General features: G+C 32.7%; 26 protein-coding genes and 1 pseudogene. 5 read left to right on the top strand and 22 right to left on the bottom strand.

What is annotated here, in order from left to right; genetic code table 11:
* Positions 1-51: 51 nt before the first annotated feature.
* The 8 genes and pseudogenes from T479_RS11500 to T479_RS11530 all read right to left on the bottom strand — a co-directional run.
* Positions 52-500 (bottom strand): annotated as a pseudogene (locus T479_RS11500) (SDR family NAD(P)-dependent oxidoreductase); the annotation flags it as partial.
* A 157-nt stretch (positions 501-657) separates the two neighbouring features.
* A complete protein-coding gene (locus T479_RS11505) occupies positions 658-1,422 on the bottom strand; it encodes a hypothetical protein (protein ID WP_025219630.1) in 765 nt (254 codons plus the stop codon).
* A gap of 722 nt (positions 1,423-2,144) precedes the next feature.
* Positions 2,145-2,486 carry a type II toxin-antitoxin system HicB family antitoxin gene (locus T479_RS11510; RefSeq protein WP_025219631.1) on the bottom strand — a complete coding sequence of 114 codons (342 nt, stop codon included), beginning with the start codon at positions 2,484-2,486 and terminating at the stop codon, positions 2,145-2,147.
* 41 nt (positions 2,487-2,527) lie between these two features.
* A complete protein-coding gene (locus T479_RS23220) occupies positions 2,528-2,707 on the bottom strand; it encodes a type II toxin-antitoxin system HicA family toxin (protein ID WP_305981550.1) in 180 nt (59 codons plus the stop codon).
* A 116-nt stretch (positions 2,708-2,823) separates the two neighbouring features.
* Complete coding sequence (locus tag T479_RS11515) at positions 2,824-3,045, bottom strand: hypothetical protein (protein ID WP_024364074.1); 222 nt, start codon at positions 3,043-3,045, stop codon at positions 2,824-2,826.
* Between the two features lie 113 nt (positions 3,046-3,158).
* The gene (locus tag T479_RS11520) at positions 3,159-3,347 is read right to left on the bottom strand and encodes a hypothetical protein (RefSeq protein ID WP_024364073.1); all 189 of its coding nucleotides are present in this window, start codon (positions 3,345-3,347) and stop codon (positions 3,159-3,161) included.
* Positions 3,348-3,433: 86 nt separating this feature from the next.
* On the bottom strand, positions 3,434-3,655 hold the full coding sequence (locus T479_RS11525) for a hypothetical protein (RefSeq protein ID WP_025219632.1): 222 nt from the start codon (positions 3,653-3,655) through the stop codon (positions 3,434-3,436).
* A gap of 391 nt (positions 3,656-4,046) precedes the next feature.
* On the bottom strand, positions 4,047-4,361 hold the full coding sequence (locus T479_RS11530; protein WP_038509687.1) for a hypothetical protein: 315 nt from the start codon (positions 4,359-4,361) through the stop codon (positions 4,047-4,049).
* A gap of 164 nt (positions 4,362-4,525) precedes the next feature.
* On the opposite strand from T479_RS11530, the gene T479_RS11535 reads away from it, so the two are divergent.
* Both T479_RS11535 and T479_RS11540 read left to right on the top strand, forming a co-directional pair.
* Positions 4,526-4,849, top strand: coding sequence for a hypothetical protein (locus T479_RS11535; protein ID WP_025219634.1), 324 nt, complete (start codon positions 4,526-4,528; stop codon positions 4,847-4,849).
* A 484-nt stretch (positions 4,850-5,333) separates the two neighbouring features.
* Entirely contained in the window at positions 5,334-5,663 is a 330-nt protein-coding gene (locus T479_RS11540; RefSeq protein WP_024364069.1) for a hypothetical protein, read from the top strand.
* A 101-nt stretch (positions 5,664-5,764) separates the two neighbouring features.
* Here the strand turns inward: T479_RS11540 and T479_RS11545 are convergent, their stop codons facing one another.
* The 7 genes from T479_RS11545 to T479_RS11575 form a co-directional block, all read right to left on the bottom strand.
* A complete protein-coding gene (locus tag T479_RS11545) occupies positions 5,765-5,956 on the bottom strand; it encodes a hypothetical protein (protein WP_025219635.1) in 192 nt (63 codons plus the stop codon).
* 77 nt (positions 5,957-6,033) lie between these two features.
* Complete coding sequence (locus tag T479_RS11550; protein ID WP_025219636.1) at positions 6,034-6,306, bottom strand: hypothetical protein; 273 nt, start codon at positions 6,304-6,306, stop codon at positions 6,034-6,036.
* 208 nt (positions 6,307-6,514) lie between these two features.
* Complete coding sequence (locus T479_RS11555; RefSeq protein ID WP_227665352.1) at positions 6,515-7,804, bottom strand: IS1182 family transposase; 1,290 nt, start codon at positions 7,802-7,804, stop codon at positions 6,515-6,517.
* 723 nt (positions 7,805-8,527) lie between these two features.
* Positions 8,528-8,902, bottom strand: a complete 375-nt coding sequence (locus T479_RS11560; RefSeq protein ID WP_025219637.1) for a hypothetical protein — start codon at positions 8,900-8,902, stop codon at positions 8,528-8,530.
* 133 nt (positions 8,903-9,035) lie between these two features.
* Positions 9,036-9,869, bottom strand: a complete 834-nt coding sequence (locus tag T479_RS11565) for a hypothetical protein (RefSeq protein WP_025219638.1) — start codon at positions 9,867-9,869, stop codon at positions 9,036-9,038.
* 182 nt (positions 9,870-10,051) lie between these two features.
* Positions 10,052-10,432: a hypothetical protein gene (locus T479_RS11570; RefSeq protein ID WP_137037009.1), complete on the bottom strand. Its 381-nt coding sequence runs from the start codon at positions 10,430-10,432 to the stop codon at positions 10,052-10,054.
* A 104-nt stretch (positions 10,433-10,536) separates the two neighbouring features.
* Positions 10,537-10,761, bottom strand: a complete 225-nt coding sequence (locus T479_RS11575; RefSeq protein WP_025219640.1) for a hypothetical protein — start codon at positions 10,759-10,761, stop codon at positions 10,537-10,539.
* Positions 10,762-10,963: 202 nt separating this feature from the next.
* On the opposite strand from T479_RS11575, the gene T479_RS11580 reads away from it, so the two are divergent.
* Both T479_RS11580 and T479_RS11585 read left to right on the top strand, forming a co-directional pair.
* Entirely contained in the window at positions 10,964-11,191 is a 228-nt protein-coding gene (locus T479_RS11580) for a hypothetical protein (protein WP_025219641.1), read from the top strand.
* Positions 11,191-11,397 carry a hypothetical protein gene (locus T479_RS11585; RefSeq protein ID WP_025219642.1) on the top strand — a complete coding sequence of 69 codons (207 nt, stop codon included), beginning with the start codon at positions 11,191-11,193 and terminating at the stop codon, positions 11,395-11,397. Before T479_RS11580 ends, T479_RS11585 begins: the two co-directional genes overlap by 1 nt.
* A 73-nt stretch (positions 11,398-11,470) precedes the next feature.
* On the opposite strand, the gene T479_RS11590 is transcribed toward T479_RS11585, so the two are convergent.
* Together T479_RS11590 and T479_RS11595 are read right to left on the bottom strand one after the other, a co-directional pair.
* A complete protein-coding gene (locus T479_RS11590; RefSeq protein WP_025219643.1) occupies positions 11,471-11,785 on the bottom strand; it encodes a DUF771 domain-containing protein in 315 nt (104 codons plus the stop codon).
* Positions 11,786-11,787: 2 nt separating this feature from the next.
* On the bottom strand, positions 11,788-11,997 hold the full coding sequence (locus tag T479_RS11595) for a helix-turn-helix domain-containing protein (protein WP_025219644.1): 210 nt from the start codon (positions 11,995-11,997) through the stop codon (positions 11,788-11,790).
* A 177-nt stretch (positions 11,998-12,174) separates the two neighbouring features.
* Between T479_RS11595 and T479_RS11600 the strand changes: the two genes are divergently transcribed.
* On the top strand, positions 12,175-13,002 hold the full coding sequence (locus tag T479_RS11600) for a hypothetical protein (protein ID WP_025219645.1): 828 nt from the start codon (positions 12,175-12,177) through the stop codon (positions 13,000-13,002).
* 323 nt (positions 13,003-13,325) lie between these two features.
* On the opposite strand, the gene T479_RS11605 is transcribed toward T479_RS11600, so the two are convergent.
* The 5 genes from T479_RS11605 to T479_RS11625 all read right to left on the bottom strand — a co-directional run bounded on the left by T479_RS11605 (position 13,326) and on the right by T479_RS11625 (position 15,890).
* Complete coding sequence (locus T479_RS11605) at positions 13,326-13,547, bottom strand: hypothetical protein (protein WP_025219646.1); 222 nt, start codon at positions 13,545-13,547, stop codon at positions 13,326-13,328.
* Between the two features lie 113 nt (positions 13,548-13,660).
* Complete coding sequence (locus T479_RS11610) at positions 13,661-13,897, bottom strand: hypothetical protein (RefSeq protein ID WP_025219647.1); 237 nt, start codon at positions 13,895-13,897, stop codon at positions 13,661-13,663.
* A gap of 272 nt (positions 13,898-14,169) precedes the next feature.
* On the bottom strand, positions 14,170-14,466 hold the full coding sequence (locus T479_RS11615; RefSeq protein ID WP_025219648.1) for a hypothetical protein: 297 nt from the start codon (positions 14,464-14,466) through the stop codon (positions 14,170-14,172).
* A 63-nt stretch (positions 14,467-14,529) separates the two neighbouring features.
* On the bottom strand, positions 14,530-14,931 hold the full coding sequence (locus tag T479_RS11620) for a hypothetical protein (protein ID WP_025219649.1): 402 nt from the start codon (positions 14,929-14,931) through the stop codon (positions 14,530-14,532).
* A gap of 62 nt (positions 14,932-14,993) precedes the next feature.
* The gene (locus tag T479_RS11625) at positions 14,994-15,890 is read right to left on the bottom strand and encodes a helix-turn-helix domain-containing protein (RefSeq protein ID WP_025219650.1); all 897 of its coding nucleotides are present in this window, start codon (positions 15,888-15,890) and stop codon (positions 14,994-14,996) included.
* Positions 15,891-15,907: the final 17 nt, after the last annotated feature.

The raw sequence follows: 15,907 nt of genomic DNA on the forward strand, positions 1-15,907 counted from the left end.
AGGAGAACAATTTGAGGTGGCTTTACCTTTCAATATTAATCATTAAACACTTCAAGCATTTAAGTCCGTTATGGAAGGGATGTTTATTACCTTTACACAAAATACGGGTGATAAATTAATCACACATTGGACTATTGATACAATATTTTGTAAAGGGATACGTGTTCCTTCATATAAATAAATGGCTTTTTCCAAGGGACTTCTGCAGCAAGTTCCCCTGGAATTATACAATTTATCTTCTCTCAAATGTTCATGTCAAACATTTGTAATACCGCGTAAAACGAATTTAGAGTGATACTTGCGCATTGTTCGTTACGATCTAATCCTGCCGTCGAACCAATTAAAATAACTTTTCCATTCTCCGCTTGTCTTAAGTTTGGCAAAAGCTCTTGCATATACGTAATAGTAGATGTCAGGTTGATATTGATTAAGGTTGAAATATCTTGAACTTCATCCTTATCAAAACTATAGTCATCCTCACAACCATGCTTCTCCCATACATATGATGGGATTACAAGGCAAACCAAAGTTACGAGTGTTTTTGTGGAAAAAACCCTTGCCAAAAAGATAAACACCTACCGAAGTAAGTGTTTTTCTATAGAGCAAAATTTCATACTCATCACATGGAGTGGTCTATTCATCTAAGCCTAAAATCTATTACTCAGCTTTAACGGGCTTTAGTAAATTCTTTTGGAGCCAAACAGCATCATCCAGTCTTCCTTCTAAGTCATCAGCTACATATATATAACCATTTATTTCAAGATAAAACCTTGAAAAAACAGTACTTCCCTTTTTCATCATTCTTTCAGTTTTAGATTCTTTTAATGGTACGCCTTTCCCTTCCGCATCTTTTATTACCTCATAACGTACGCCACTATCCGTCCATATTTTCTCAACGATTTTAAGATCTGTACCAGGGTATTCATAACAAGATTCGTCTTTTTCATATTCACTGTTGCAATACTTAAGTAGTTGTCCATTCTTTGTATTTTTGAAATCAATAAACCATGTTTCTTGATTTCTGATAAAGTGTCCATAATTTTTGCTAGCATTAATACCATCACGAGTACTAACAATATAGATTGGGGATTTATAGAAAGACGAACGAATTTCTATTGGTACTTCTTTGAAAACTACTAAATCCGTTGCTTGTACCCGATATTGCCCCATTTGGTAAAATATTTTGCCATCATATTTTTCAATATCATACGTTCTAAAGAATTTATTTCGCTTAACCACTAAAGAATCAAACGTACCATTTGGATTTTTCTTGTATACTTTGATATCTTTTTTAAAGGTCATTTTTCCGGTTTGTTCTTTTACAACCTCTGCTCCATCATACATTACCTTTGCTTCTGACTTTATTGGATTTACTACTGCAAACACAAATACTGTTAGTAACACAATAAATAGTTTTTTCATTATTCTCCTCCTACTCACTTTCAAAAACATAATATCTCAGTATTATATACCAGTAATATTATATTCTACCAATGAATATTAAAAATCCAGCCAAAGTAGAGCGTTTTTCCATATCATTATTTGATCCATCTACCATTCTATCCAATTATCTAAATTTTATGGACTACCACTCATTGATTGGAAGGCTGCCCAGTGTCACCTACACTTCTACACACACTAGATGAAGATTTCGATTTCAATTCCCGGTACTCTTTTTAAGAAATCATTATATATTCTTCAGGCATTTCAACAGAAAAAGTTAAATTAATGTTTTGTTTCAAAATAACCACCTATCCTTTTACATTATAAGTCCTTAACGTTAAATGGGTCTGTTAAATCCTTACCAGCATTCCTAATCATAAAATTTTCAAGTTCAATAGTTGATACTTTCATTCGACCAAGTTTTAACCCTACAAGTTGACCAGTTTTAATAAGATCATAAACCTTATTTCTATTCATCTAAGTCTTTTCGCAATTTCTGCGACTTCTAATAGTTCGTTCATAAAAGACCTCCTTCTATAAATGTCACCATTTCAGAAGGATTATTATACATTAGATTTGCCTTTCCATCTGTATCAGCCCTCCACAATTTATAGTTCTACTCACAAAGTCCATCCGATCCATCCATCGGGCTTCATGGCATAATAAAAAGCCACGCTCAAATGAACGTGACTTCTCATTTATTATCTTGAAAGTTTATACACCACATACTGATTTAACGATACGCCCTCGGCTTCCGCATCCAATGCTAATTGTTTGTGCAATGATTTAGGAACACGCACATTGAACTTTCCGCTGTAATCTTGGTCAACTGGCTCAGGTATCGGATTGCCGAATTCTAGTTTGGTTTCAATAGTCATTTGTAAAACTTTCTCTAAATCTCGATAGGCTTCTTCGATACTGTCCGCTGGCGTGTGACATCCATCTATTTCTTTGATGTTAGCCCAATAACCTGACGCTGTTTTACGCACTTGAAATGTATACGGCAACGACAAATAATAATCTAAGTCTTTTTGATTTTTCATGTGATATGGCTTAAGATAGAAAGGGAAAACAGAAGGAGAATTTACTCCCCTATTCTGTTGAGTGCATCCTTCACAGCTTGAATGTCTACTGGATTTTCACGCTTGATGGTTGTTAGAAGTCCTTGTCCATTTCGGAACTGGTGATGTGAGCCCGCAACTCTTACTACCTTGTATCCGTTATGTTCTAGGACTTTTTTTATTTCTGCGAAGGTTATGCCCAGGTTGGACTTTCATCTTATCGATGATCTTCTCTATCTTTGCCATGTTTCACCTCCCACTATTATAGTACCGTTTTACAAGTGTTTAGTGGAAATATTTATAATAAAAAAGAGCCTATTTAGGCATGACCTTCATTTCTCTTAATGAACTGTTTAGTTTTCCAATGTACTACAAAACTTATAATTGATACTACAATAGCTACTGCATATAATGTTGTTGTTAAAAACCCAACTTGTTCAAACCCATCTCTTAGAACAGCCTTTATATAAAAGAATGTTGATAATAACATACCAATTACTGTAACTATATTAAGATATTTTACTTTGTTTTTTACACTCATATATTTCACCGCCTTTTACACTAATCATAAACTGGAAAGGATTAACTGTGTGATAGAATTTTGATGCATAATAAAAAGCCGCAACTCGTAGTTAGTGCGACTTTATGTATTCTTTATTTTAGTAAAAATCTTTTAATATCTTCTTTATCTGTTTCGTCCAAGGCAAGCTGTTCAACCTGTGCCTCAGCTCTCTGTTTAAGTTCATCACGCGTTGTTAACCCTTTAGCTACTAGAACTTCTTCCATAGCGATAATTCGAGCACCCAAAGCAAGTCGCATTGCACTATCCATTGTGATTGTCATACAATTACCTCCTTTCATATTAATCATAATACAAATAGAAATGATTGTAATCATTATATTTCGATATAACAAAAAGCCACACCTTGTTAAATGTGACTTTGACTTCTTTTGATTATTTGGTTAGTTCTCCATTGATAGAACCAGCTAAAGATTGTAATACCAACAGATAACACATACATAGCTGTATATAAGAAACCAACTTGAGTTATTCCATCTCTTAAAACAAGTCTTATATAGGAAAAAGTCATAAATACAATTAATGCTACACTAATAATATTGCGTATTTTCAATTTCTTTTCTATATCCATTATAGACACCTCCATCTACCTATATCATAGGATAAATGGAACGTATTGTCATTATAAGAAATTTGATTCATAATTAAAAATTATAAGTAATAGGAGTGGTATCATGCAATTTATTCGAACCAAAATTATTGTCCCAATCATTGTAATCATTTTAGGATTTGCATTTTTATATGCTGTTGCATACATAGGAGATACATTATTCTCATAAAAAAGAGACTACCAAATTAGTAGCCTCTCCGTAGTGTTGACGACTCCGCAATCGTCTTATTAAGTCGAATGCTAGTTTTCACCATCTCGTACCAGCGAACGTACTCCGGAAGTAAGTGTTTCTCTATAGAGCAAAATGTACAGACCACCCATCGCGGAGTGATCTTTTTCATTTCATTAAAATTTAAAGGCCTAAATTTTCAATAATTCTATCTAATACCCTTGTATTGTTATTAATCTCATTAAGTACTACGCTTTTAAAATCCCTAATCTCTTGAATAACATCATCGATATTTGCTTCAATACTTTCTTCTGAAGCATCACCAACATTCCCATCATCGTTAAATTCTATGTGACCATAGTATAAATTTATTTCTCCAGAAAGTATCTTATTATTATCTAGATAAACTTTTATATCTAAAATATCTTCTCCACCATCGTAAGGATTAACTTCTCCTTCGGTTTCAATTTTATAATAAGCCCCTTTAAAATCATACATTTCACATAAGACTTCATTAACCTCGAACTGATCTTTATACCTTAACATATCATCTATATCAATATCTTCAATATTAAAACAGAATTGAAGTATATATGAATATATTTTATATATAACTTCTTCTGACGCGAAAAAAAGCAATTATTAGGAATATAGGTGATGAAATGGCTAAAAAGCAAGAAATATTGAATACAACTGCTGACATTACAAAAGATATATTAATCCCTATCATATTAGGAGGACCAACTCCGTTAAAATCCAAAAATATAGATGATTGCCTTCTAATACTTCAAGATAAAATGAAAAACTCTATTTTGGATGGACAACTCCCTGATTTAGAACCTGGAGACAATAATTTGATACTTTCTATATTTGAGGAAATGCAAGATACTTATACAGAAGTTAAACGAGATTGTATAACAACTTTTGTTACAAATATGCTTTATGAAAAAAGAACGGGACCTTTCAACTTTATACTTATCAAGTGATTTTTGACCAATTAAAACAAATGTATGACCCCTAAATATTGCTATTCAAAGAGATTTATGCGAATAACGAGAAATTAACATGCTATAAAAGTAACGATGCACAACATCTACTACAGAATTACTTAAATTAAATGAATATAGCAGCTATAGATTAAAAAAATTAGAAAACTTAGCATTTCTGGAGAATATCACAGGTTTTATTGCCGTTGACACTAATGGCGAATTTAATTATAACAAAACTTATTTTAATACTTTTTACAATAAAGTTTGCTCGTTACTGTATGAAACACAAAAAGCCCAGGCTCAAAATTAATTGAGTACCTGGGCTTCGTCATTGGTATCTGCAACTGAGATTACTATTACAATCACGTTATATTTTTTTACATTCAACTAACGAAAATATGTATTTTTTAAACACAATTAACATTTATATGGTAAAATACAATTAGTTTCAAAATAAAGTAAATTACTAGGAGGTTTTAAAATGTCAACAACAACAAATACGTTAATTGCAAGTGTTACATCTGAGCAGAATCCTCAAAGTGGACAAAAGCATCGTTCAAGTGGCAACTTCAGTACAGAAGGCCTTCCAGAAGGAACAACAACATTACTTTGGAAGGTTGAAGGTGGAGGAGATTCAAATGCAATCAAATTTAATGTAATGCAAGATAAATCTGCTGCGACAGATCCTGTTATCTTTAAAGGAATATTAAGTGGTAATCGAACAGATGCAAAATCGATTCGCTCTCTGTATATTGCCGATCCAAGTGGAGCAACCTCTTCATTTGTAGTGCATGTGTATGCGGTTAATTAATTTTTAACTTGGAATTATCAAAGACCAGCTCGGCTAAAAATAGCTTTGCTGGTCTTTGATAATTATTTGATTAATTTCAACAGGTACCGTACTGATTTCGGTTACTTTTTATCATTTCTACGTTGCTGGATTGTATTGTATAAACCAATCAAGCGATCCGTTGTCATTGCACCACTTTGTAAATCTTTTAAATGTGAAGCATTAATAATACCATCCTTCACTGCCTGTGTAATAAAGTTTTCTGTTTCAGTTTTCATAGCTGGTGAACCTGGATTCCATGTTGTATTTGCCACTGTAATTTCCTCCTTCTTGTCTTCCACAATTAATTGGACTTTCAATTTGCTGTTACTTGGTACGATTACTTGTCCTTCTAACTTGTAACCTTTAGGCATCTTCTAATTGTTTCGACTGGTGGGATAGGTTCGGGCTCTGGTTCAAGCTCCGGTTCTTCAGACGTCACAAGTTCCCAATAGAACTCCTCTGTAACAGGATTACGACTTAATACATAGCCATTACCGTCTTGTGGATACTCAGGAATATTTGTCGTGATAATTTTGTTTTTAAAAGTTTCTGGAATATACGTACTATCATAAAAAATAGTCCAGCTACCGTCCTCTTGTTGATACAAATACACTAATGTCATATTTAAACCTCCCTAATGCCTTCAATTAATTTAAGTGGTGATAATAAAGCGCCTTCAGATATTCCATATTTCATTATTAATAATGAATGCAGATTGTCGACAAAAGGCATCAAGAAGTTTTAACCTTGATGCCTTTTGTCATTTTTTATAGTAAATAATTAGATTTCACTGCCGAGTTGACCATACTCTTTGAGCATACCTATTCTCCTTAAGCAGCTTGCCATGTCCAAGTAGTAAGCTTTTTCAAGTTCATGGCAGCAAAAGTAAGCATCGCCTGCATGGACAATTTTTTTAGACCCCTTAAGGTTGTCCATCGCATACCATGCTTTTCTTTTGCATCTGCAAAGACACGTTCAATCGTTTCTTTACGCTTTGCATAAATTTGTTTAATAGCATATGAATGGCGCAAATGTTCAGCTTCTTCCATATATGTTTCCCATATATGACGTTGAATAAGTTTTTGATGATTCTTGCTTTCTGTACATTGTGATAGCCAGGGGCAATTAGCACAAATCGATGGATTCGATTTATACTGGCGATACCCTTCCTTCGTAGTTGTCGTATATTTCAATACCTGCCCTTGTGGGCAAAGATAACAATTATAGTACTCATCGTACACATATTCATGCTTTCGAAAGAAACCATCCTTTGTTTTAGGACGTGTATAAGGGAGAACAGGTAACATTTGATTCTCTAATAAAAAGTTAGTGATGGCAGGTGTTTTATAAGCAGCATCCGCAGCAATCGCTAATGGCTTTTTCACTTTTTTAATGATTTTTTCAACAAGTGGCTGCAATACATAGCTATCGTGCACATTTCTTGGAGTCACAATCGTACCTAATACAAAACCTTTTTCATCTGTCGCTGCATGAAATGAATACGCAAACTGCTTAGTCCGTTCATCCTTAACATAATAACCACTCTCAGGGTCTGTCTTACTCTCCTTGATTTCTTTCCATTCGTCTTTTTCAAATTTCTCTGGAGGGAAGGGCTTTTTTCCGTGTTCCTCACGATCAATATTTAATTCCAGTTGAAGTTTCTCTTCATAAGCACGTGTTTCTTTTCGAACGACTTTTTTATCGTACTTTCGCTTATTAGCGCTTGCCTTTACATGTGTGGAATCAATAAATACATGGTCTGCATGCAGGAGACCCTTCTTCATAATTTCTTTTAGAATACGATAGAAAATTTGTTCAAACACATCTGTGTCTTGAAACCGTCGCGCATAATTTTTACCGAAGGTAGACAAGTGTGGAACTTCTGTATGGAAGCCAAATCCTAAAAACCAACGATAGGCCATGTTCGTTTCAATTTCTTTAATAGTTTGACGCATTGAGCGAATACCGAAAACATATTGAATAAAGGTCATTTTAAAGAGAACAACAGGGTCAATACTTGGACGCCCTAAAGATGAATAAAGGTTTTCCACTAATGGATAGATAAACGAAAAATCAATCGCTGCCTCTAGTTTTCGAACTAAATGGTCTTGTGGCACCAATTAGTCAATTGTCAGTATTTCTAATTGTTCACGTTCATTGATTTGATTCTTCGACATCATTTTCCATCACCTCAAATAGATTATTTTATTTATAGTTGATTGATAGCAATTCATATCAAGTTAATTGGAGCGAAGGGCGGGCGACTCCTGCGGGAACGCACAGTACGTAAGACGCAACAGACCGCGCGTTAGCGGGGGTTGTGGCTTACGATGTGCCCGCGGAAAGCGCCCGAACGTAGCGGAAATCAACGGGAGTAGACATCTATTTTTATTTTAAAATGAAAAAAGACTGTAGGCAAACTCGAAATTTTTCGAGTTTGTCTACAGTCTGAAAGCCTTAGATTATAAGGCTTTTCACACTATTTGAAAGCAATTAAAATTATCAAGACAACCATTTCGGTGGTGTGTTACTATTTTTCAAAAACACAATAACACCAATGTTATCAGGGGTTTTTAAGGTTTTTTAAGATTCACTGACTACGGTTTTGAATACGGTTTATCTAAAATGACGTTGCTGGGGGCAAGTTTTTATATTTGAGTTAAGTAAGATTGGGGCTATTTGCTTCAATCTTTTTTGTTGGTCAATTATAAGAATAGCTTACTTACATAAAAAAATAACACTGCTTGGCAGAGTTTATTTCTAAGAACATAAATATCCCTTCGCGAATTACTGTGGAAGGCATATAAAAAGCACCCTAAGTCGAGAGTGCTCTAGTTAATTTCTTATCTAAACATTATTTTAAAATTCGAGTTAAAATCTTCGCCTTCTCGATAATACAATATTTGTTCATTCTCTAATTTTTTCAGGAAATGATGCAAATATAATGTATTTTCTTCAAACCCTAAGCTACTTGAAATTTGATTATAAGTTTTATTTTTACCGTTTTTCAGTTCAACTAATAATCTTTCTTTAACATTCAAATATAAATTATCAAAATACTCTTGGCCTAGCTCAGTAACTTGACCTATTTCATCATTGAAGTATCCCATATCATGTAACTTTAAAGCCATTTCTCTATTCTTTGGATGAGCAAAATAAAATACACCATACCTATGTTTTAGTAGTTCATGTAATAATTCTTTTTCTGAAAAAACCATTTGAATTCCACCTTTCATATACTAATATTCGACAAAAGGAAAGGATTTCCTTCTGAATTTGACAATTAAAAAATTTATTTATGCTTCACAAATCCACAATAAAAAAACACCTGCCGTAGCAAGTGCTTAGTTCTCATAATCCCCATTGTTCTTTTAACTTAGTTAACAGTTTCATCTTACTACCATCATCTCCAGACACATCAGGATGAAACTTTTTAGATGCCATTCGATAGATTTCATGAAGCACTTTCTTTTCATCATCTGTGTAGTTACTTTGTGAAGTGGTATAGTAACTACTACCACCATTTTTAAAGTAGTCCTCGAATCGCTTCTGCTGTTCTTGTTCACTACGTTTTCTATATTCTTCTTGTGCCTTTCTCGCATCATCTGCTGTACCTTTATAGGCTATCAACTGCTCCAAGTACTCTTTGTTTCTTACATTACCAAATACATCATATATTCGATTGTAAGTACCACTTCCATATATCTTTTCAAATTCATTCTTAATATTTCTGTGAGTACTTAGTATGGCCATGTGTTCTTGGTGTACCTTGTATTCGTCCGTTTGTTCATATTCAGCCCTTATTGCTTCTTCAATGGGAATTAATTTATCGTAAATCATTTTATATAGCTTGCCTTTTGAAATACCCATTTCTGAAACTTTTACTTCAATTTCTGAATTTATGATTTTATCCTCAACGCTGCATTCAACCACATCATAATAGCTCATTGTACAGATCGCCCATTGTTTCTTTTTAACCTTACCATCCTCTCTATATGAATGATGAATACTAATCTTATAGGCATCCAGTATAGGGCGTTCAAAGCGTTCCTCACTGTAATGGTAAGTATATTCCGTTATCTCTTCACCGCCGACTGTATAAACGTTCGTATCAACTAACAATTCCTTTGCAGCACCATATTCATCTTGTCTCTTCTTTTGTATTTTCTGAATGACACAAAACATTTATATCATCCTTTCTTGTATGTAGGTACTAGATACACAAACACAGTAACTACATTATAATATATAAATTTTTTTAATAAAAGAAAGTACCTACTAACTACATAGGCACTTCTTTAGAGTAGTTACTATGTATAGCTAGTTAGTAACTACAACCATTACATGTAGATATGCATCCCACAGGTTTAGTTATTATGAGCTCCACATATTTCTACTTCTTGAGTAGTCGGTTGGCCAAGTTGCTTTGATTCTCTTTTAATTACCGTTTCATATAATTCATCAGCGTGAATATTAAGCGTTTTGACTTCCTCTGAAATTTCTTTAAACAAAGGAAGGAATCCCATATCAATCAAACGTACTGTGTCTTGAATCTCTAAAATAGACAGATAAGCCATCCCTTTATCTTCGTGCCATTTTTTAGATGTTATGTCGTCAATTCTTTCAATTAGACGTGCTACTGCACCTTGTACAACTTCTAATTGAATCATTTGTGCTGATAATCCATAAACACTATTACTAGTTTCAAGTACGACTGTTTCTAATACGTTTTGTGTTTGTTGTTGCATGTTCATCATTTCCCTTCTATATATGTTTTATTTGTTTGCTACAGCTTTTAAAAGTAATTGTTTATTGTGGTCAGACATGGCACGCCATTCTTTCGTTGTCACCTTCATACGTCCTCACATCCTTTCAAAGATACGTTTCCAAACACATCATGCAAGCGATGGCGAATGTAAGCCACTTCAACGTCGGTTAACAGCTTGTGGTACTTCATAATTCGCGCTAAACGTCTTGTATGCTTGTGAGCGTCTTTCACCTGATCCAGTTGCTTCATTTTGTTGTGGATGTACTCATTACGTTGTTGAATATTTTTTGATTGGCTACTTTCACACATTGATATCTCCCCTTTCTGAATGTCGGTTATTTCTAGTCCATTCACCGACTGACTATTGATAGTCATTTGATATATTTTATTCCTTCTAGTGTAATAATAAACTATAACGAATAAAACTTCAATTCTTTTTATTCATTTTTGCATAAAAATATTTATTTAAGTGTATTAATAAGCTATAATAAAGAAAAACGGGAGGAATAATATGTCTAATATAATAAAAAATGAAATTAAGGGTTATATCTCATCATCAGGATGGACACTTACTGAAATAGTAAATAAAATGAATGAAAATCTACCTGACGATAAAAAAACTACTGTGCAGAATATTTCTAATAAACTTACACGCGGTACTATTAAATACAGTGAAGTTAAAGAAATAGCAGATATTATTGGAATGAATATTGAGTGGAATAAAAAAGAGGAAATATAATGAGAAAAGTAAGAGGTGTCGAGGCATTGATAGATTATCTTCAATCTATCAATTGCCCCATAGGGAGAACTACTATTTACAATTTAATGCGAACTAACAATATTCCATTTAATAAACCATCGCCAGGTATTTTGCTTTTTGATTTAGACAAAATAGATCGTTGGCTTGATGGAGATTCACACCAAACAGAAAAAGACGCCCAATAATTCGAGTGTCTTTTTACTTTGTTCCATAAAAGAAAAAACACTCTCGGCTCATTTAAGCTGAAAGTGTTTTTAATTATCTAGTAAATATTAAATAAAAATTATCGTCAAGAAACTTTGCCATTTTAGGTGCATGGAAAGACCATTTATCACCCTGTGAATTCGGATAATGAACGATTTTTTCAAGTTCCCTTTTGAACCTAGGTACGTATAACAAGTTATTTCTTAACCAAAGTTGTTTCCTGCCTGTTCGCTCTTCCAAGTCTTCCATAGTCCAATAACGCCCACTTAACTTTTGTTGTTGTAATTCTTCTAGTTCAACTTTTTTGATCAAAATCATATCTTCTGGTATTGGTATTGAAAGAGTCACATTTAAATGCTGGGTTTGCATACTTATTCTCCTTTAAGATCCTTAACGTTAAATGGGTCTGTTAAATCCTTACCAGCGTTTCTAATCATAAAATTTTCAAGTTCAATAGTTGACACTTTCATTCGACCAAGTTTTAACCCTAAAAGCTGACCACTTTTTATAAGTTCATAAACCTTATTTCTATTGCATTTAAGTCTTTTAGCAACCTCAGCAACTTCTAAAAGTTCGTTCATGAAAGTTCACCTCTTTTTAATATTTTACTATTTCAACTTCATTTTTCAACGATTAACAATTGATAAAAAATAGATCACCAATCACTTAGCTATCTTCAAATATATAATCTTAAACGCAAATATATCCAGATAAGTTTATATAATAAATAAACAAATTAATTGTGAGGTGAAATTGTATTGGATATATTGCAGTTTTTAAATTCTGAGTCTAATGTATTACAAAATTTGGTTTTCATTTTTACAATTTTAGGCGTTTTAATTACCCTGGTAACTGTATTTCTTACAATAATTAATTTAAGAGCAGTTGTTAAACAGGTAAAAGAAATGCAATTACAAAGAACGCATTCACAGGAACCAGATTTATTTATTGAACCAATAAACTTATCAGTAAACTATCAAAATGAAGACATATTATTCAGTGCTCCCTGGTGGAACAATATTGGCGAATCATTTAGTAAAATAAGTCCACTTCCCATTAAAATTACGAATATAGGAAATGGTGTAGCAAAGCATGTAACATTAAATGTATTCTTCGAAAAAGATTATCTAAAAGAATTAGTTGATTTGGATATTAAAAATATTTTCAAATTAAAAACTTTATTAACTGATTACGGTATGGAGTTTTTCCAATATGAATTTGGTGATATAGATAAACGACATGAAGGTCGTAATTATGATATGGATAATAAAGACAATCATTTTTTTAATTATATACGTACAGACGAATCAGTTTCATTTTTGTTAAATGCAAGAAATCAAGAAATATTTAATATTGCTATGATAATAAACTCAATAAACAATGAATCCAAGTTAATTCCTAGAATAAAAGTATTGGTCAGCTACTACGATTCTTTCGGCACTAGATATGAAAAAGATATAGATATTTTCATTGGAAATAACACAGTAAAACGTGTTAACTCACAAAGAACTTTTGATTTTTCAATTAATTTTGAGTTAAGTACTCTTAATAGATTACCGGAAAAATACATAAATAAACTAAGGTAAATTCAAAAAAACAAAAAATATCTTTTCTTCTAAATAGTTTCGCCGATTGTACTCAAGTTTTCAAAAAACAATGGTGACATCTGGATCAATATATAACCATATCCATAAATCATTCATTACAGATACTAGTTCGCATTACACTATAAATTGTGGAATTCTATGTTCATAAATCCATTTTAGAAAGGTGTTGACCAATCTAAGCACCTTTCCCTCCACAATAGTTCTACTGGCAAAGTCCATTCGATACATCCATTGGACTTCATGGCATAATAAAAAGCCACATCTCTTTATGAGAGTGACTTGGTAATTAAATTATAATAATATTATTTTTCCGTAGCAATTCCTCTACCGAAAGTGTATTTCTCATCACATTCTTTGCAATTACTCCAAATATCTGAACTTCTAAATCCAGGTATATCATCTTTTTCGTAGAATACCTTCCCGTTTCCACATGGACATTCATATGTCTCATTTATAACCTCACCACTTCCAGCGCCATATCCTGAACTTTGATGAGTACTTTCTTCAAGTTGTTTTAATTTCATGTTTACACCTCCCATCTACCTATATCATAGGATAAATGGAACGTATTGTCATTATAAGAAATATAAAGAATTATAAAAAGCCACAACTCATAATTGAGTGTGACTTTTAAGTATTAATCAAAACCTAATTGACTTGCTATGCCTGGTAGGTAATAGTTTAATATAACTAAAATAAAAACGCCAAAAGTAATTATTGGCATTGTAATTTTAAACAGCCAATTAGGCATCTTAGTAATCTTTTTAAAGATAAGTTGTACGATTATTACTAGCGCCATGACTAGAACTACAACAAGAATATGATTTTGAATCATCTCAGGTCCATCTCCAAAAATTTCTTTAAAATCTGGCATTAAACTCCTCCTATTGAAACAATTTTACATAATTATATAATTATTCTTTCACATTCTCAAATTAAATGTCACCATTTAAGAGTAACCCTTTTTTACTTGTTTTCGATATACACGAACAATTTTTGGTTAATAAAAAACACCTACCGAAGTAAGTGTTTCTCTATAGAGCAAAATGTACAGACCACCCATCACGGAGTGGTCTTTTTATTTTGATAATATTAAATAAAACATTTATCTTATTATAAGAATAACATATGTTAAAAACTCTAAAATTAATAACCTTCCTTATCTAGTCTAATAGCATCATCAATTAATTGACGTTTAAACTCCTCATCCCTTCGTTCAGCATCTGTCTTGATTGCTGGATCCTCATCATCTGTAGGAAACCCATCTAATATATATCTGCATAAATCACCAACGTACTTTTTATCACTTGTGTTATATAAGTTACACTTATATTCATCGTATTGTACTTTTACCATATATCCGCCAAAACTTAATATTAGTATCAATCCGATAACTATTATCACTTTTACCTCTTTATCTAGCTTATCGATAAATTTAAACAAAATATATACTCCTCTTTAACTTTAATAAATTTTATGATCCTTTGTTTTTATTTCAATTTACACCTATTTCATATCAATTATTTTAAGATGGTATTCTTCATTTAATTTAAAATTAACCCACTTTTTTGCTTCAGATACATCAATCTTTTCTGTTGTCTTTTCATTTGTTCCGTCATCATTTTTACTATACGCTATTTGGATTTCAACAGTTGAATTAGCCTGGTCTAGCGGTATATCATACCAAATGATTTGTCCTTTTTTGAAAGAAGTATTATCGGCATTAAATACATTTTCATCTGTGACCTCTTCGCCATTTACAAATTTAATTAATCTCATAAGTTTGATATCTTGAGAATTATCCATTTCTACAGAAATTCCTTTATCAAATTGTTCAGCTGTTTTACCCTTCTCTGCACATCCTACTAGTAAGAATCCAACTAAACATAAAACAATTAGCCTTCTCATTCATACAACTCCCTTGATTATTTATAAAGAAAACGTTACTCCTTACAAATGGTTCCCCTTATTTACCATTCCAACCAATTATATAACAATGGTTCACCATGCACCATTGATTGTGGAAGGCTATCACGTTCATTTAACCAATTGTAAAAAGGCACTGGACGTTCTTTATATGGAGTTTCTTCTATATAAGATGATTTATATACCTTGTTATTTGAACGCTCCACAAACTTGTTATACGCTCCTACAAATACAGCTCTTAATGTACTTGCTACAGTTAACGTACCTTCTTTTATATCCATAGTAATTTTAAATAGTACGTTTTTAGCTTTAATGAAGTCAGGTGCACTTTGAACCTGTGATGCCAATACAACCTTGTGTAATTCATCTTTTAAGCTATCTGCTAATGGCAAGCTATTCATGAAATCGAACAGCATTACTTGGTACTCATTCATATACTCTTTTTTCTTTTCAGCTTGCAAAGCCAATTCATTTTCTAATTCACATAAATTATTATTTGCTTGTTTAGAACTTAAAAGATTAAAAGAACTAGATGGTTGGTTTTCAGATTGTGGACGACAAACCGCGTCGTTACTAGCTTTATCGACTGTTATTCGTTGGGACACGCTCGATGGGACATAAGGTAAAATGCGATAAATACTAGCCCCTTTGATGCCGTTTAATTTCGTTCCTGGTACTTTTTCAATGATGCCTAATGCCTCTAACTTTTTTACGCTACGATAAACTGTCTTGGTACTGATCTCCAATGCATCAGCGATTGTAGAAGCTTTTAAATGACATGCTCCAGTATGTTCTAAACTATGAGAAGCGAGTTTATAAACAATGGCACGCTCTGATTCTGTTAAATCGTAATAATGAACCGCCATGTGGTCCTCCACACTCTTATCCATATCTGCTACTGAATCGAATGTTATATATTGTGCTAAGTATTCAAATGCCATCGTTTTCACCTCACTTT

The organism is Lysinibacillus sphaericus (assembly GCF_000600105.1).
Taxonomy (GTDB): domain Bacteria; phylum Bacillota; class Bacilli; order Bacillales_A; family Planococcaceae; genus Lysinibacillus; species Lysinibacillus sphaericus.

What these genes read in the sequence shown, in the direction of transcription:
- T479_RS11520 (WP_024364073.1), bottom strand. Translation starts at nt 3,347, where the DNA reads ATGACAATCACAATGGATAGTGCAATGCGACTTGCTTTGGGTGCTCGA.
- T479_RS11590 (WP_025219643.1), bottom strand. Translation starts at nt 11,785, where the DNA reads ATGCAAACCCAGCATTTAAATGTGACTCTTTCAATACCAATACCAGAA.
- T479_RS11565 (WP_025219638.1), bottom strand. Translation starts at nt 9,869, where the DNA reads ATGTTTTGTGTCATTCAGAAAATACAAAAGAAGAGACAAGATGAATAT.
- T479_RS11560 (WP_025219637.1), bottom strand. Translation starts at nt 8,902, where the DNA reads ATGGTTTTTTCAGAAAAAGAATTATTACATGAACTACTAAAACATAGG.
- T479_RS11535 (WP_025219634.1), top strand. Translation starts at nt 4,526, where the DNA reads ATGGCTAAAAAGCAAGAAATATTGAATACAACTGCTGACATTACAAAA.
- T479_RS11575 (WP_025219640.1), bottom strand. Translation starts at nt 10,761, where the DNA reads ATGTGTGAAAGTAGCCAATCAAAAAATATTCAACAACGTAATGAGTAC.
- T479_RS11595 (WP_025219644.1), bottom strand. Translation starts at nt 11,997, where the DNA reads ATGAACGAACTTTTAGAAGTTGCTGAGGTTGCTAAAAGACTTAAATGC.
- T479_RS11580 (WP_025219641.1), top strand. Translation starts at nt 10,964, where the DNA reads ATGTCTAATATAATAAAAAATGAAATTAAGGGTTATATCTCATCATCA.
- T479_RS11620 (WP_025219649.1), bottom strand. Translation starts at nt 14,931, where the DNA reads ATGAGAAGGCTAATTGTTTTATGTTTAGTTGGATTCTTACTAGTAGGA.
- T479_RS11605 (WP_025219646.1), bottom strand. Translation starts at nt 13,547, where the DNA reads ATGAAATTAAAACAACTTGAAGAAAGTACTCATCAAAGTTCAGGATAT.
- T479_RS11515 (WP_024364074.1), bottom strand. Translation starts at nt 3,045, where the DNA reads ATGAGTGTAAAAAACAAAGTAAAATATCTTAATATAGTTACAGTAATT.
- T479_RS11625 (WP_025219650.1), bottom strand. Translation starts at nt 15,890, where the DNA reads ATGGCATTTGAATACTTAGCACAATATATAACATTCGATTCAGTAGCA.
- T479_RS11510 (WP_025219631.1), bottom strand. Translation starts at nt 2,486, where the DNA reads ATGAAAAATCAAAAAGACTTAGATTATTATTTGTCGTTGCCGTATACA.
- T479_RS11540 (WP_024364069.1), top strand. Translation starts at nt 5,334, where the DNA reads ATGTCAACAACAACAAATACGTTAATTGCAAGTGTTACATCTGAGCAG.
- T479_RS11530 (WP_038509687.1), bottom strand. Translation starts at nt 4,361, where the DNA reads ATGTATGATTTTAAAGGGGCTTATTATAAAATTGAAACCGAAGGAGAA.
- T479_RS11570 (WP_137037009.1), bottom strand. Translation starts at nt 10,432, where the DNA reads ATGCAACAACAAACACAAAACGTATTAGAAACAGTCGTACTTGAAACT.
- T479_RS11525 (WP_025219632.1), bottom strand. Translation starts at nt 3,655, where the DNA reads ATGGATATAGAAAAGAAATTGAAAATACGCAATATTATTAGTGTAGCA.
- T479_RS11550 (WP_025219636.1), bottom strand. Translation starts at nt 6,306, where the DNA reads ATGACATTAGTGTATTTGTATCAACAAGAGGACGGTAGCTGGACTATT.
- T479_RS11505 (WP_025219630.1), bottom strand. Translation starts at nt 1,422, where the DNA reads ATGAAAAAACTATTTATTGTGTTACTAACAGTATTTGTGTTTGCAGTA.
- T479_RS11585 (WP_025219642.1), top strand. Translation starts at nt 11,191, where the DNA reads ATGAGAAAAGTAAGAGGTGTCGAGGCATTGATAGATTATCTTCAATCT.
- T479_RS11610 (WP_025219647.1), bottom strand. Translation starts at nt 13,897, where the DNA reads ATGCCAGATTTTAAAGAAATTTTTGGAGATGGACCTGAGATGATTCAA.